Below are 13,408 nucleotides of genomic sequence, written 5' to 3' on the forward strand. Positions count from 1 at the left end.
ACGTGGAACGGGAAGAGGTCTTGCGCGAGTTTCGCGACGCGGGGGCCCTGCTCGAGGGGCATTTCATCCTCTCGTCGGGGCGGCACAGCCCGAAATATCTCCAGTGCGCGCGGGTCATGATGGACGCGCGGCGCGGGGCCCGGCTGTGCTCGGCACTGGCCGAGAAGATCCGCGCGGCCGGCCTCGGCCCGTTCGATCTCGTCGTCTCTCCGGCGATGGGCGGCGTCGTGGTGGGTTACGAGATGGGCCGGCAGCTCGGCGTGCCGGCCGTCTTCATGGAGCGGGTCGAGGGACGGTTCACGCTGCGCCGCGGCTTCGCGATCGAGCCCGGCGCGCGCTGCCTGATGATGGAGGACATCGTCACGACGGGCCTTTCCTCGCGCGAGACGATCGAGGCGATCGAGGCCGCCGGCGGTCGCACGACGGCGGCGGCGTGCCTCATCGACAGGTCCGGCGGCAAGGCCGATCTCGGCGTGCCGCTCGTCCCGCTTGCGGCGCTCGAGATCCCGACCTACGCCCCGGACGAGGTGCCGCAGGATCTCGCGGCGACCGAGGCGGTCAAGCCAGGCAGCCGTTTCCTCAAGGCCTGACGGAGGGCCGGAATTTTAACATCTTTGTCGCTGATAGTGTCGTTCCCGCCCGAAATGGCGTCGACCCACCCGACCTGAACCCGACATGCTATTTGCCCGCCGCACCAAGCCACAATTCTGGGAGAGGTTCCGCGTCGCCGTCTGGCCCCGCCGGAGCTGGGGACGCTCCATGCGCTACATCCAGAAGCGGGTGCTGCGCATGACCGGCAGCCCGCACGCCGTGGCCGCCGGCTTCGCCTCGGGCGTCTTCGCCTCGTGCACGCCGCTCGTCGGCTTCCACTTCATCCTCGGGGCGGTTGTCGCCTACATCACCCGCGGCAACCTGCTGGCTTCGGCACTCGGCACGGCGATCGGCAATCCGCTGACCTTTCCGTTCATCTGGGCCGGCACGTACCGGGTCGGCAGCTGGATGCTCGGCCTCGAGGGGGAGGGGCCCTCGCCGGCGAGGCTCGCCGGGGGGCTCTTCAACGAATCGCTCGACACGATGTGGCCGCTCCTGAAGCCGATGCTGGTGGCCGGCGTGCCGATCGGCGTGATCGCCTGGTTCGTCTTCTATTTCCCCGTGCGGCGAGCCGTGCGAATCTACCAGGAGAACCGCAAGCGCCGCGTGCTTGACAGACTGCACGAGCGACGTCTCCTGAAGGCGCAATCGGTGAGAGGTGAAGCGTGAGCGAGCGTGCGAGGTCCGGGTTGCGGCTCGGCGTGAACATCGACCATGTGGCGACCATCCGCAACGCGCGCGGCGGCCGTCATCCCGATCCCGTGCGGGCGGCGCACGCGGCCGTCGACGCTGGCGCGGACGGTATCACCGCGCATCTGCGCGAGGATCGGCGCCATATCAGCGACGACGACATCGCGCGGCTGAGGGCGGAGATCACGAAGCCGCTGAACCTCGAGATGGCTGCGACGCCGGAGATGGTGGAGATCGCGCTCCGGCATCTGCCGCACGCGGTCTGCCTCGTTCCCGAGCGGCGCGAGGAGCGCACGACGGAGGGCGGCCTCGACGTGGCGGGGCAGGAGCGACAGCTCTTCCCGTTCATCTCGCAGCTCGCCGGCGCCGGCATGCGCGTCTCGCTCTTCATCGAGGCCGACGAGCGGCAGATCGAGGCCGCGGCGCGCTCCGAGGCGGCGGTCGTCGAGCTCCACACGGGCGCCTATTGCGATCATGCCGCCACCGCAGACGGGCCTGCCCGCGAGCGCGAGCTGGAGAAGCTGCGCCGTGGCGCGGCGTTCGCGGCAGAGGCCGGGCTCGAGGTCCATGCGGGGCATGGGCTGACATTCGAGACGGTGGGGCCGGTGGCGGCGATGCCCCAGATCGTCGAGCTCAATATCGGCCACTTCCTCATCGGCGAGGCGATCTTCGGAGGGCTCGACTCCGCGATACGGCGCATGCGCACGATGATGGACCGGGCGCGCGAGGAGCGCCGCGCCGCATCCTGACAGGAACCCGCACCGCATGATCCTCGGCATCGGCAACGACATCATCGACATCCGCCGGGTGGAGAAGACGCTCGAGCGCTACGGCGACCGCTTCGTCCAGCGTATCTTCACGGAGGTGGAGCAGAGGAAGTCGGACCGCCGGCGCCTGCGCGCCGCCTCCTACGCGAAGCGGTACGCGGCCAAGGAAGCCTGCTCCAAGGCGCTCGGCACGGGCTTCCGGAGCGGCGTCTACTGGCGTGACCTCGGCGTCGTGAACCTGCCGAGCGGCCGTCCCACGATGCAGCTCACCGGCGGGGCGGCGGAGCGCCTGAAGGCCATGGTGCCGGACGGGCACGAGGCCGACATCCAGCTGACCATCACCGACGACTGGCCCATGGCCCAGGCGCTCGTCATCATCCAGGCGCTGCCGCGTCGGTGACGGGACGGGCGACCATCGACCGCGCCTGCCTCGATTGCGGGGCTGGAACGAAGCCGCTATAGCAACGGCCAACCCGCCCGCGTGCCGGACATCAGAAACATGAATGTCATGACCGACAAGAAGTCGAAAGAGGAGGGCGGGTTCGGCGAAACCGTCCGCGTCATCATCCAGGCCCTGCTCCTGGCGCTGGTCGTGCGCACCTTCCTCTTCCAGCCGTTCAACATCCCCTCCGGCTCGATGATGTCGACGCTTCTGATCGGCGACTATCTCTTCGTGTCCAAGTATGCGTACGGCTACAGCCGGCATTCCTTCCCGTTCGGGCTGCCGCCGTTTGAAGGCCGCGTCTGGGAGGGCGAGCCGGAGCGTGGCGACGTCGTCGTCTTCAAGCTGCCGCGCGATTCCAAGACCGACTACATCAAGCGGGTGATCGGTCTTCCCGGTGACGAGGTGCAGGTCCGCGAGGGCCTCGTCTACATCAATGGCGACGAGGTGCCGCGCGAGCGGGTGGACGACTATGTAGCGATCGACCCCAGCGGCCGGGTGACGCGGGTTCCGCGCTACCGGGAGACGCTGCCGAACGGCAAGAGCTACGAGGTGCTCGACCTGACGCCGAACGGGTTGAGCGACAACACCGATGTTTATCAGGTGCCCGAGGGGCACTATTTCATGATGGGCGACAACCGCGACAACTCGACCGACAGCCGGGTGCTGAGCGCGGTCGGCTACGTGCCCTTCGACAATCTCGTCGGTCGGGCCGAGCTCGTGTTCTTCTCGATCGACGAGGACACCAGCATCTGGGAGTTCTGGAAATGGCCGACGAGCGTTCGGTGGGGACGCCTGTTTTCGACGGTGGAATGACCGCACGTGGCGACCTCGCCGCGCTCACCGAACGACTGGGCCACGCGTTCTCAGACCCCGAGCTCCTGGTGCGCGCGCTGACGCATGCCAGCGTCCAGGGAGGCGGCGAGACCTATCAGCGCCTCGAGTTCCTGGGCGACAGGGTCCTGGGCCTGGTCGTCGCCGACGCGCTGTTCCGGATGTATCCGAAGGCGGACGAGGGGGAGCTTTCCCCCCGCTTCACGCGGCTCGTCCGGCGGGAGACCTGCGCCGAGGTGGCGCGGGAGGCGGATCTTGGCCGCCACATCCGGCTGGGGCCGGGCGAGAGCACGTCCGGCGGGCGAACCAAGGATGCGATCCTGGCCGACGTGTGCGAGGCCGTGATGGGCGCGCTCTACGTCGACGGCGGCCTCGAGGCCGCGCGCGGCTTCATCGAGCGCTACTGGGGCGACCGCCTCGCCCAGAAGGTGGAGCGGCTGAAGGACGCGAAGACGGCGCTGCAGGAATGGGCGCATTCGCAGGGGCATCAGCGCACGCCGGCCTACCGGGAGGTGGAGCGCGCGGGTCCCGATCACGCGCCCGTCTTCACGGTCGAGGTGCAGGTGGAGGGCGTCAGGCCCGCAACGGGCCAGGGCTCGTCTAAGCGCATCGCGGAACAGAGCGCGGCAGAGGCGATGCTGGTCCGCGAACGGGTATGGAAGGGCGCGAAGCCATGACGGATCAGACGGATTCCCAGCAGCCGGAGGCGAACACGCCGGACGATCCGGAGCACGGCGACAGGCGCTGCGGCTTCGCGGCTCTTATCGGTGCGCCGAACGCGGGCAAGTCGACGCTCCTGAACCAGCTCGTCGGCGAGAAGGTCTCGATCGTCACCCACAAGGTGCAGACGACGCGCACGCTGGTGCGCGGCATCGCCATGCACGGCAACTCGCAGGTGATCTTCGTCGACACGCCCGGCATCTTCCGGCCGCGGCGGCGGCTCGACAGCGCGATGCTGAAGACGGCGTGGAGCGGCGCCAAGGACGCCGATCTCGTCGTGCTCCTGATCGACGTGCGCAAGGCCCGCGAGCCGGAGACGATGGAGATACTCGAGCGTCTCGCCGACGTGCCGATTCCCCGGCTCCTCTGCCTCAACAAGATCGACACGGTGAAGCGCGACACGCTCCTCGAGATCGTCGCGCGGCTGAACGCCCAGCTCAAGTTCGAGGCGACCTTCATGATCTCGGCCTTGACGGGAGACGGCTGCGCCGACCTGCTCGAGGCGGTGGCGAAGGCGATGCCTCCCGGGCCCTGGCTCTATCCCGAGGACCAGGTCTCGGACTACCCCGTGAAGCAGCTCGCGGCCGAGATCACGCGGGAGAAGCTCTTCATTCGCCTCCACGAGGAGCTGCCCTACGAGTCGATGGTCGAGACGGAGCAGTGGAAGCCGCTGAAGGACGGGTCGCTTCGCGTCGAGCAGGTGATCTATGTCGCCCGCGACAGCCAGCGCGGCATCGTCCTCGGCAAGAAGGGTCAGATGATCAAGGAGATCGGCGCGCAGTCTCGCAGGGAGCTCGAGGAGATCCTGGAGCGGAAGGTGCACCTCTTCCTCTTCGTGAAGGTGCGGGAGAAGTGGAGCGACGATCCCGAGCGCTACCGCGAGATGGGACTGGAGTTTCCCACGGACTGACGGTCGAGGTGCCGTTCGCGCATGGAATGGAGCGATGAGGGCGTCATCCTCGGCGTGAGACGCCACGGCGAGAGTTCCGCGGTCGTGGAGGTCTTCACCCGCGGCCGCGGCCGGCACATGGGACTCGTGCGTGGCGGCCGGTCAAAGCGCATGCAGGCCGTCCTCCAGCCGGGAAACGCCGTCACGGCTGTCTGGCGAGCGCGGCTCGATGAGCATCTGGGCCTCTTCGCGCTCGAGCTGGAAGAGGGACATGCCGCGACGCTGATGCAGAGCTCGCACGCGCTCTACGGCTTCGCGGTGGCGGCCGCCCATCTGCGGCTCCTGCCGGAGCGTGATCCGCATGAGGGGCTGCACGACGCCTTCCGCCATCTCGTGTTGCAATTGCCCCGCAAGCGGCAGGGAGCGGCGGATCTCGCGAGGTTCGAACTGCTGCTCCTCGCCGAGTTCGGCTTCGGCCTCGACCTCACGTCGTGCGCGGTGACGGGCACCGTCGAGGACCTGGTCTGGGTATCGCCGCGCTCGGGTCGTGCCGTGAGCCGCGAGGCCGGGCAAGCCTATGCCGACCGTCTCCTGAAGCTGCCGCGCTTCCTCCTCGACGAGGAAGCGGCTGCCGTCTCCGCCGCGGATGTGTCCGATGCCTTCCGCCTGACCGGCTTCTTCCTCGGCCGGCACGTCCTCGAGCCGCGGGGCCTGTGTCTGCCTCCGGAGCGGGCCCGGCTCATCGGATCTCTCGACTGATCATCTGCGATTGCGGCGACATACCGGCAAACGAGGGGTCTTTCCGCGGCCGCAGGAACGGCATCTTCCAGGCGCCGTTCATGGCGCATCCGATGTTGCGGAAGGAGTAGGAAGATGAACCGTTCGATCTTGCTCGGGACCTTGGCGGCCGTGGCCGCCTCTGCCCTCCCGGTCGCCGCCCAGGCGGAGTCCGCGTACACGACCTCTGCCCTGAACGTCCGCGCCGGGCCCGGCCCGGAATATCCCATCGTGACCGCTCTTCCCGTGGACGCGGACGTCGAGATCTATGCCTGTCTCGAAGGACGGACCTGGTGCGACGTGACGGCGGCTTCGGCGCGCGGCTGGGTCTCCGGCGAGAGCCTCGCCTATTCGAGCGACGGCGCGATCGTCGCCGAGGCGCGGGTCGAAGTGCCGGTGGCGAGCTACGACACGGCCACGTACTGGGACCAGTACTACGCGGATCGAGACTTCTATGCGCAGCGGGACCAGTTCGCCGGCCAGACGACCGTCACGACGCGCAGCGGGCAGTCGGGCGAGGGCGCCCTGGCCGGAGCGGCCACGGGGGCGACCGCAGGCGCCATCGTCGGCGGACCGGTCGGCGCGGCGATCGGCGGTGCCGCCGGCGCGCTGACGGGGGCAGCGCTCGAGCCGCCGGAAACCGTCACCACCTATGTGACGCGGAACCGTGTCGAGCCGGTGGTGATCGAGCGGCAGGTGGAGGTAGGTGTCGCGCTGCCGGATCGCGTGGTCCTGCACCGGGTGCCCGACTACGAGTACCAGTACACCTACGTGAACGACCGCCCCGTGCTCGTCGATCCCGGCACCCGCCAGGTCGTCTACGTCATGCGCTGAGCGAGACGCTCGCGTCGGCGCCGCCGCTCCCGAGGCGGCGCCTCCAGATATGCAAAAGCCGCCGGCTGGGCCCGGCGGCTTCGTTCATCATGCCGCACGCACGGCATCAGGCATTGCATCCCGCGCGTGGACGCGGGTGACACCTCCGAGATGGCGGCGTCCGGTGCAGGGGCCCAGGGCGAGTGGCGAGCCTCGCGTGGGCCCGCACGATCAGCCCGTGACGCGCAGGTTGTCGGCAGCTTCCTTGCCGCTGCGACGGTCGGTGACCAACTCGTACTCGATCTTCTGGCCTTCCTGGAGTTCCGTCAGGCCGGCCCGCTGCACGGCGCTGATATGGACGAAGGCGTCCTTGCCACCCGAGTCCGGCTGGATGAAGCCATAGCCCTTCTGGGTGTTAAACCACTTCACGGTTCCCCTAGCCATGGGAGACCCTTTCTCAAGTCCAAAGTGTTGTTCGAAGCCCGCTCGCGCGAGCCGTTGCCGTCATCGATGTGCGGGGAAGGAGCTCTCTTGCAGCAGGCCGTCTCGGTGGAAGCGGCGCAAAGTCGTCCGTGCCGTTGATCGATACGCCTTCATTTATGCGAGGCTCTTCATGGGCTGGCAAGCGGAAAATGGAGCTGAACGCGCACGCGCAAGTACCCCTTCGGCCGCTTGTGCGCCAACTCCTGCCGGCCTCAGTCATTGTGCAAACCGTGGCGGGTAACGGCGTCGGACCCACTCGTCTCGCGGGTGCCGACGACTTGTCGGAAGTCGATCCGGCGGCTGACTGCAACAACGTCGAAGGACTCCCTTGCCGGGGCTCTTGCTCGGCGTCGGGATGCCGGGGGTGCCCCCTCGCGCGCTGCACATAAGTTCGGCATGCCGCACGTTGCGTCAGGGGGTGCGAATCTGCATTCTATTTCTTGTCGTCAACAGCAGAAAGGAGGTGATCCAGTGTCTCATTGTCTTACGCCGCGTGCTTCGGCTGCACTGACCTGGATTCGTGCCTCTGCAGGAATCCGCGCTGCCTGATCTCGCAGGCATCGCACCGGTCTTGGAGCCCGCTCCGCGGACCGACAATGGAAGGGTCGTCGCTTGCGGCGGCCCTTCGTCGGTCCCAGGGGGTGACCTTGCGGAGTTGATCGTTTCCGCACTCCCCCTCGCTCGCCCATTGAGCTAGAAGGCGCATATGAGCGACCATGTTCTTCCCGAGGGTGGGGTCGAGCCGATCGACCTGAAGTCGGCGCTCGAAGAGCGCTACCTCTCCTATGCCCTGTCGACCATCATGCACCGCGCGCTGCCGGACGTGCGCGACGGGCTGAAGCCCGTGCACCGGCGGCTGCTATACGCGATGCGCCTGCTGAAGCTCGATCCCGACGCGGGCTTCAAGAAGTGCGCCCGCGTCGTCGGCGACGTCATGGGTAAGTTCCACCCCCACGGCGACCAGGCGATCTACGACGCGATGGTGCGTCTCGCGCAGGACTTCTCCGTGCGCTACCCGCTCGTCGACGGGCAGGGCAATTTCGGCAATATCGACGGCGATAGCGCCGCGGCCATGCGCTACACCGAGGCGCGGCTGACCGAGGTGGCGCAGCTCCTGCTCGAGGGCATCGACGAGGACGCCGTCGACTTCCGCGAGACCTATGACGGCGAGGAGCGCGAGCCGGTCGTCCTGCCGGGCGCCCTCCCGAACCTCCTCGCCAACGGCTCGGCCGGTATCGCCGTCGGCATGGCGACGAACATCCCGCCGCACAATGCGGCCGAGCTGTGCGAGGCGGCGCTCCACCTCATCAAGCACCCCAACGCCCGCGTCGAGAAGCTGCTCGACATGGTGAAGGGCCCCGACCTGCCGACCGGCGGAACGATCGTCGACGGGCGCGAGGCGATCACGGAGGCCTACCGGACGGGACGCGGCTCGTTCCGGGTGCGGGCGAAGTGGGAGAAGGAGGACACGGGACGCGGCACCTGGGCGATCGTCGTCACCGAGATCCCCTATCAGGTGCAGAAGAGCCGCCTGATCGAGCGCATCGCGGAGCTTCTGACCTCACGCAAGCTGCCGCTGCTCGCGGATGTGCGAGACGAGTCGACGGAGGACGTGCGCGTGGTTCTCGAGCCGCGGTCGCGGACCGTGGAGCCCGAGCTTCTGATGGCCTCGCTATTCCGGCTCACGGATCTCGAGGCGAAGATCCCGCTCAACATGAACGTCCTGACCGACGGCCGCGTGCCGCGGGTCCTCGGCCTCGTCGAGGTGCTGCGGCACTGGCTCGACCACCGGCGCGAGGTGCTTCTACGGCGCACCCACCACCGGCTCGGCAAGATCGCGCACCGGCTCGAGGTCCTGGGCGGCTACCTCATCGCCTACCTGAACCTCGACGAGGTGATCCGCATCATCCGCGAGGAGGACGAGCCGAAGCAGGAGCTGATGCGCACCTTCTCGCTGAGCGACGTTCAGGCGGAAGCGATCCTGAACATGCGCCTGCGCTCGCTGCGGAAGCTCGAGGAGATGGAGATCCGGACCGAGCACGACCGCCTCTCCGCCGAGCAGGTGGAGCTTCAGGAGCTCGTGGCCTCCGAGGACAGGCAGTGGCGGCGTGTCGGGGAGGAGGTCAGGTCGATCCGCGACCGCTTCGGTCCCGGCACCGAGCTCGGCCGCCGCAGGACCGTGATCCTCGACGAGGCGGAGGCACCGTTCTCCGAGCTCGCGGCGGAGCTGAAGGAAGCCCTGATCGAGAAGGAGCCGGTGACGGTGATCCTCTCCGAGAAGGGCTGGATCCGCGCGCTGAAGGGCCACGTCGCGGACCTCTCGAGCGTGGCCTTCAAGACCGGCGACAGCCTGAAGTTCGCGATCCGCTGCCAGACGACCGACAAGATCCTGCTCTTCGCCACCGACGGCCGGTTCTTCACGCTCGGCGCCGACAAGCTGCCGGGCGGCCGGGGGCACGGCGAGCCGTTACGGCTGATGGTCGATCTCGGCGAGAGCCAGGACATCGTCACCGCCTTCGTGCACGAGCCCAAGCGCAAGCTGATCGTGGTGGCCACCGACGGCCGCGGCTTCGTCGTGCCGGAGAAGGAGGTCGTGGCGATGAAGCGGACGGGCCGGCAGGTGCTGAACGTGACGGCGCCGGACGAGGCGAAGATCTGCGCGCCGGCCGCAGGCGATACGGTCGCCGTCGTCGGCGAGAACCGCAAGCTCCTCGTCTTCCCGCTCGCCCAGGTGCCGGAGATGACGCGCGGCAAGGGCGTGCGCCTGCAGCGCTACAAGGATGGCGGCTTGGCCGACCTCAAGGTGTTCCGGTCCGAGGACGGGCTGACCTGGCTCGATTCCTCCGGCCGCACCTGGACGGTGAGCGATCTCGTGGAGTGGAGGGGCGATCGCGCCCAGGCCGGGCGCATGGCGCCGAAGGGCTTCCCCCGCACGAACAGGTTCGGCGCGAAGGAGTAGGAGCGATCGGTGCCGCTGGCGTGGCCGCCGTCTGCTGCAACGCACGGCGCTCCGGCTCAGGCCAGGACGCTCTTCGTCATCAGGAGCACGTCCTCGTCGTGGTGCGGCGGGCAGGGGTGCAGGATCACGGGCGTGCGGTCGACGATGCGGAAGCCGAACCGCTCGTAGAGGCGGACGGCGCCGGCGTTCTGCGAGTAGACCTGGATGCTCGTTTCGGGCGCTTCGGCATGCCGGGCTGAGGCTTCCGCCGCCCGCAGGAGCTTTGCGCCGATCCCCAGTCCACGGCGGTCCGGCAGCACCGCGACCGCGTTGACGTAGAATGTGCCCACCGCGCGGTGCTCGAGCTCGACGAACGGACGGATCGGAGCGGGCAGCGATGCCACCTCCCGCCGTTCCTCGTCCGAAGGCTCGGGGATGACGTAGCCCAGCATCATGCCGACAGGCGTGCCGCGGAATTCGGCGACGGTAGCGTTGCGATAGGAGAACCCGCCGGTCTCGCGGCAGGCGCGCTCCGTGCCGTAATCCAGCGGCGACTGCCCGGGAGCGGCCCCTTGCGACCATAGCCAGCTCGGAATGCCCTCGCCGGCGATGTCGATCAGTCTTGCGAGCAGCCGCGCGTCCTCGCGCACGGCAGCGCGCAGGCTCACCGTATCCTGGGTCGCCATGGTCGGACTCCTTCTGTCGCCCTCGGCGATGTTCCGAAGGCTCCCCCATCCTAGCCGGCCCGCATCCGGCGCATCAGGGGCGGAGGTGCCGCGAGCGGGGCGTATGTGCCAGACGGGCGAGGACCAGCGCCGCCGGGCCGAAGGGGGCCGCTTCCAGCGGTCGTGGAAGGACGGTAGGCTCGGCGGACTCGGCACGGTGGAACGTGTCGTGACGTGCGCGTGAAGGGACCGGAATGACCTGGCAGGTCTGGGCGCTTCTTTCGGCGGGCTTCGCGGCGCTGACGGCGATATTCGCGAAGGTGGGCGTCGAGAACGTCAACGCCGACTTCGCGACGCTCGTCAGGACGGCCGTGATCCTCCTCGCCCTCCTGGTGATCGTGGGGGCGACCAGGCAGTTCCAGGCGCTTTCGTCCATCTCGCCGAGGAGCTACGCCTTCCTGCTCCTCTCCGGCCTCGCGACCGGCGCGTCATGGATCTGCTACTTCCGCGCGCTGAAGCTCGGCGACGCGGCACGCGTGCAGCCGATCGACAAGCTGAGCGTCGTGCTCGTCGCCGTCTTCGGCGTCGTCTTCCTCGGCGAGGAGCTGAGCCTGCCGAACTGGATCGGCGTCGTCATGATTGCCGGCGGGGCGATGCTGGTGGCCTACAGGGGGTAGGGCGGGGCGCCAGACGCCGCCGCGGGACTTTCTTCGCGCTACTCCCCGTCGAGCGTGTCGACGCGGGTCCAGCCCTCGGGCATCAGGTGCTCCTGCGGCAGGAACTTCGACTTGTAGCCCATCTTCGGCGAGCCCTTCACCCAGTAGCCGAGATAGACGTAAGGAAGCCCCAGGCGCCGCGCGCGTTCGATGTGGTCGAGAATCATGAACGTGCCGAGGCTCCGTTCGGCAAGCTCCGGGTCGTAGAAGGAGTAGACCATCGAGAGGCCGTCGGAGAGGCGGTCGGTGAGCGCCACGGCCAGGACCGGCCCCTCGCCGCGTCCCGTGATGAACGTGTCCGGGCCGATCCTGCGATACTCCACGACCTCGGTGTCGACATAGGTGTCCTCGACCATCATCGCGTAGTCGAGAACGCTCATGTCGGCCATGCCGCCCTCGGCGTGGCGCGCGTCGAGATAATCCCGGAAGAGCGAGTACTGCTCCGCCGTCGGGCGCGGCTGGAACGCCTGTCCCAGGATGTCCTTGTTGCGGTTGAGGACGCGGCGGTGGGAGCGCGACGGCTCGAACGCGTCCACCATGATGCGCACCGACACGCAGGCCCGGCAACGGTCGCAGGCCGGCCGGTAGGCGATGTTCTGGCTGCGCCGGAAGCCGCCCTGGGTGAGGATGTCGTTGAGCGGGGATGCCTTGTCGCCGACGAGGTGGGTGAAGACCTTGCGCTCGTACTTGTTGGGCAGATACGGGCACGCCGTCGGCGCCGTCAGGTAGAATTGCGGTGTGCTTCGCGGGAGTTCGCTCACGTGGAAGCCTCGAAGATTGGGTCCGCCCTCGCACCACAAGATAGCGCAGGCGCACCCGCTCCGGGAGGGGTCAGGAGACCGCGGCGGTGAACGGATCGATATAGCTCACCGACATCCCCGCCGCCTTCAATGCGCCGACGAGCCGCTCGGCGTGCGCCTTGTCACGGGTCTCGAGCGCGAGGTCGATCGTCACCCGCATCGCCGGCACGTTCAGGAGCATGCGGTGGTGCGAAACCTCGAGGATGTTCGCCTTCTCGCGGCCGATGATCTCCGTCACGCGGGCGAGCTCGCCCGGACGGTCGCGCACCGTCACCCGCAGACCCACCACCTGGTCGGCCCTCTCGAGCGCGCGCACGGTGATGGCCGAGAGGAGACGGGGATCGATGTTGCCGCCCGTGAGGATGAGACCCACCCGGCGGCCCGCGAAACGCTCCGGCTGCGCAGAGAGGGCCGCGAGCGAGGCGGCGCCGGCGCCCTCGGCGAGCGTGTGCTGCTGGACGAGGAAGGCGTAGATGGCGCCCTCGATATGGTCTTCCTCGACGGTGACGACGTCGCTCACGAGGTGACGCGCGATCTCGACCGCCGTGGCCGAGACGTTCTTGACGGCGATGCCCTCGGCCAGCGTGTCGCCGCCGCATTGCGCGGCCTCGCCCCTGAGCGCGGCGACCATCGAGGGAAAGCCCGCGACCTCCACGCCGATGATCTCGATGTCCGGGTTGATGGCCTTCGCGGCCACCGCGACCCCCGAGATGAGCCCGCCGCCGCCGACCGGCACGACGATGCAGTCGAGCTCCGGCGCGGCGGCCAGCATCTCGATGCCGACCGTGCCCTGGCCCGCCATCACCAGCGGGTCGTCATACGGGTGGACGAGCGTCAGCCCCTCGGCCTCCATGAGCGCGCGGACCGCTTCCTGGCACTCGGCGATCGTCTCGCCCTCGAGCTTGACCCTCGCGCCGTACGCTTCGGTGCGCGCGACCTTCACCGACGGCGTCGTCACGGGCATGACGATCGTCGCCGGCACGCCGAGCTCGCTCGATCGGAAGGCCACGGCCTGCGCATGGTTGCCGGCCGACAGCGTGACGACGCCACGGCGGCGCTCGTCCTCGGTGAGGTGCAGGAGGCGGTTCGCGGCCCCGCGGTCCTTGAAGGAGCCCGTCGCCTGGAGCGTCTCGTACTTGACGAAGACGCTCGCGCCCGTCGCGGCGGAGAGGCGTGGCGAAGGGAGGGTGGGCGTCCGGATGACGAGGCCGTCGATCGCGGCGGAGGCGGCGCGCACGTCGTCGAATGAGACCGGCAGCGCGGCGGTCAGATCTGTCTGCATG

Annotated in this window: 15 protein-coding genes; 11 read left to right on the forward strand and 4 right to left on the reverse strand. The window is 68.5% G+C overall.

Annotation, left to right across the window (positions count from 1 at the left end; translation table 11 throughout):
* Nucleotides 1-2 precede the first annotated feature (2 nt).
* From pyrE to N177_RS16000, 9 genes are all read left to right on the forward strand, one after another.
* A complete protein-coding gene (pyrE, locus tag N177_RS15960) occupies nt 3-590 on the forward strand; it encodes an orotate phosphoribosyltransferase (protein ID WP_023433421.1) in 588 nt (195 codons plus the stop codon).
* A 169-nt stretch (nt 591-759) separates the two neighbouring features.
* On the forward strand, nt 760-1,260 hold the full coding sequence (locus N177_RS15965; RefSeq protein ID WP_023433422.1) for a DUF2062 domain-containing protein: 501 nt from the start codon (nt 760-762) through the stop codon (nt 1,258-1,260).
* The gene (locus N177_RS15970) at nt 1,257-2,030 is read left to right on the forward strand and encodes a pyridoxine 5'-phosphate synthase (RefSeq protein ID WP_040485947.1); all 774 of its coding nucleotides are present in this window, start codon (nt 1,257-1,259) and stop codon (nt 2,028-2,030) included. The genes N177_RS15965 and N177_RS15970 overlap by 4 nt, the downstream gene beginning before the upstream one ends.
* Before the next feature lie 16 nt (nt 2,031-2,046).
* Nucleotides 2,047-2,448: a holo-ACP synthase gene (gene acpS / locus N177_RS15975; RefSeq protein WP_023433424.1), complete on the forward strand. Its 402-nt coding sequence runs from the start codon at nt 2,047-2,049 to the stop codon at nt 2,446-2,448.
* Between the two features lie 99 nt (nt 2,449-2,547).
* Nucleotides 2,548-3,306: a signal peptidase I gene (gene lepB, locus N177_RS15980; RefSeq protein ID WP_040486067.1), complete on the forward strand. Its 759-nt coding sequence runs from the start codon at nt 2,548-2,550 to the stop codon at nt 3,304-3,306.
* Nucleotides 3,303-4,001 carry a ribonuclease III gene (rnc, locus tag N177_RS15985; protein WP_040485948.1) on the forward strand — a complete coding sequence of 233 codons (699 nt, stop codon included), beginning with the start codon at nt 3,303-3,305 and terminating at the stop codon, nt 3,999-4,001. The genes lepB and rnc overlap by 4 nt, the downstream gene beginning before the upstream one ends.
* Entirely contained in the window at nt 3,998-4,954 is a 957-nt protein-coding gene (gene era / locus N177_RS15990; protein ID WP_040485949.1) for a GTPase Era, read from the forward strand. Before rnc ends, era begins: the two co-directional genes overlap by 4 nt.
* Before the next feature lie 21 nt (nt 4,955-4,975).
* On the forward strand, nt 4,976-5,692 hold the full coding sequence (gene recO / locus N177_RS15995; protein WP_023433428.1) for a DNA repair protein RecO: 717 nt from the start codon (nt 4,976-4,978) through the stop codon (nt 5,690-5,692).
* A gap of 114 nt (nt 5,693-5,806) precedes the next feature.
* Complete coding sequence (locus tag N177_RS16000; RefSeq protein ID WP_023433430.1) at nt 5,807-6,544, forward strand: DUF1236 domain-containing protein; 738 nt, start codon at nt 5,807-5,809, stop codon at nt 6,542-6,544.
* 210 nt (nt 6,545-6,754) lie between these two features.
* On the opposite strand, the gene N177_RS16005 is transcribed toward N177_RS16000, so the two are convergent.
* Nucleotides 6,755-6,967, reverse strand: coding sequence for a cold-shock protein (locus N177_RS16005; RefSeq protein ID WP_040485950.1), 213 nt, complete (start codon nt 6,965-6,967; stop codon nt 6,755-6,757).
* 745 nt (nt 6,968-7,712) lie between these two features.
* On the opposite strand from N177_RS16005, the gene parC reads away from it, so the two are divergent.
* The gene (gene parC, locus N177_RS16010) at nt 7,713-9,965 is read left to right on the forward strand and encodes a DNA topoisomerase IV subunit A (protein WP_023433432.1); all 2,253 of its coding nucleotides are present in this window, start codon (nt 7,713-7,715) and stop codon (nt 9,963-9,965) included.
* Nucleotides 9,966-10,021: 56 nt separating this feature from the next.
* Here parC and N177_RS16015 read toward each other — a convergent pair whose 3' ends face one another.
* Nucleotides 10,022-10,630, reverse strand: coding sequence for a GNAT family N-acetyltransferase (locus N177_RS16015; protein WP_040485951.1), 609 nt, complete (start codon nt 10,628-10,630; stop codon nt 10,022-10,024).
* 233 nt (nt 10,631-10,863) lie between these two features.
* Between N177_RS16015 and N177_RS16020 the strand changes: the two genes are divergently transcribed.
* A complete protein-coding gene (locus tag N177_RS16020) occupies nt 10,864-11,286 on the forward strand; it encodes an EamA family transporter (protein WP_023433435.1) in 423 nt (140 codons plus the stop codon).
* Between the two features lie 38 nt (nt 11,287-11,324).
* Here the strand turns inward: N177_RS16020 and N177_RS16025 are convergent, their stop codons facing one another.
* Both N177_RS16025 and N177_RS16030 read right to left on the reverse strand, forming a co-directional pair.
* Nucleotides 11,325-12,086 carry an arginyltransferase gene (locus tag N177_RS16025; RefSeq protein WP_023433436.1) on the reverse strand — a complete coding sequence of 254 codons (762 nt, stop codon included), beginning with the start codon at nt 12,084-12,086 and terminating at the stop codon, nt 11,325-11,327.
* A gap of 70 nt (nt 12,087-12,156) precedes the next feature.
* Entirely contained in the window at nt 12,157-13,407 is a 1,251-nt protein-coding gene (locus N177_RS16030) for a threonine ammonia-lyase (protein ID WP_023433437.1), read from the reverse strand.
* Nucleotide 13,408: the final 1 nt, after the last annotated feature.

The organism is Lutibaculum baratangense AMV1 (assembly GCF_000496075.1).
Lineage (GTDB): Bacteria > Pseudomonadota > Alphaproteobacteria > Rhizobiales > Tepidamorphaceae > Lutibaculum > Lutibaculum baratangense.

Excerpts from the sequence above, each read along its gene's own strand:
- lepB (WP_040486067.1), top strand. The coding sequence starts at position 2,548 with ATGAATGTCATGACCGACAAGAAGTCGAAAGAGGAGGGCGGGTTCGGC.
- N177_RS16020 (WP_023433435.1), top strand. The coding sequence starts at position 10,864 with ATGACCTGGCAGGTCTGGGCGCTTCTTTCGGCGGGCTTCGCGGCGCTG.
- acpS (WP_023433424.1), top strand. The coding sequence starts at position 2,047 with ATGATCCTCGGCATCGGCAACGACATCATCGACATCCGCCGGGTGGAG.
- N177_RS16000 (WP_023433430.1), top strand. The coding sequence starts at position 5,807 with ATGAACCGTTCGATCTTGCTCGGGACCTTGGCGGCCGTGGCCGCCTCT.
- rnc (WP_040485948.1), top strand. The coding sequence starts at position 3,303 with ATGACCGCACGTGGCGACCTCGCCGCGCTCACCGAACGACTGGGCCAC.
- era (WP_040485949.1), top strand. The coding sequence starts at position 3,998 with ATGACGGATCAGACGGATTCCCAGCAGCCGGAGGCGAACACGCCGGAC.
- parC (WP_023433432.1), top strand. The coding sequence starts at position 7,713 with ATGAGCGACCATGTTCTTCCCGAGGGTGGGGTCGAGCCGATCGACCTG.
- N177_RS16005 (WP_040485950.1), bottom strand. The coding sequence starts at position 6,967 with ATGGCTAGGGGAACCGTGAAGTGGTTTAACACCCAGAAGGGCTATGGC.
- N177_RS16015 (WP_040485951.1), bottom strand. The coding sequence starts at position 10,630 with ATGGCGACCCAGGATACGGTGAGCCTGCGCGCTGCCGTGCGCGAGGAC.
- N177_RS16030 (WP_023433437.1), bottom strand. The coding sequence starts at position 13,407 with ATGCAGACAGATCTGACCGCCGCGCTGCCGGTCTCATTCGACGACGTG.
- recO (WP_023433428.1), top strand. The coding sequence starts at position 4,976 with ATGGAATGGAGCGATGAGGGCGTCATCCTCGGCGTGAGACGCCACGGC.
- N177_RS15965 (WP_023433422.1), top strand. The coding sequence starts at position 760 with ATGCGCTACATCCAGAAGCGGGTGCTGCGCATGACCGGCAGCCCGCAC.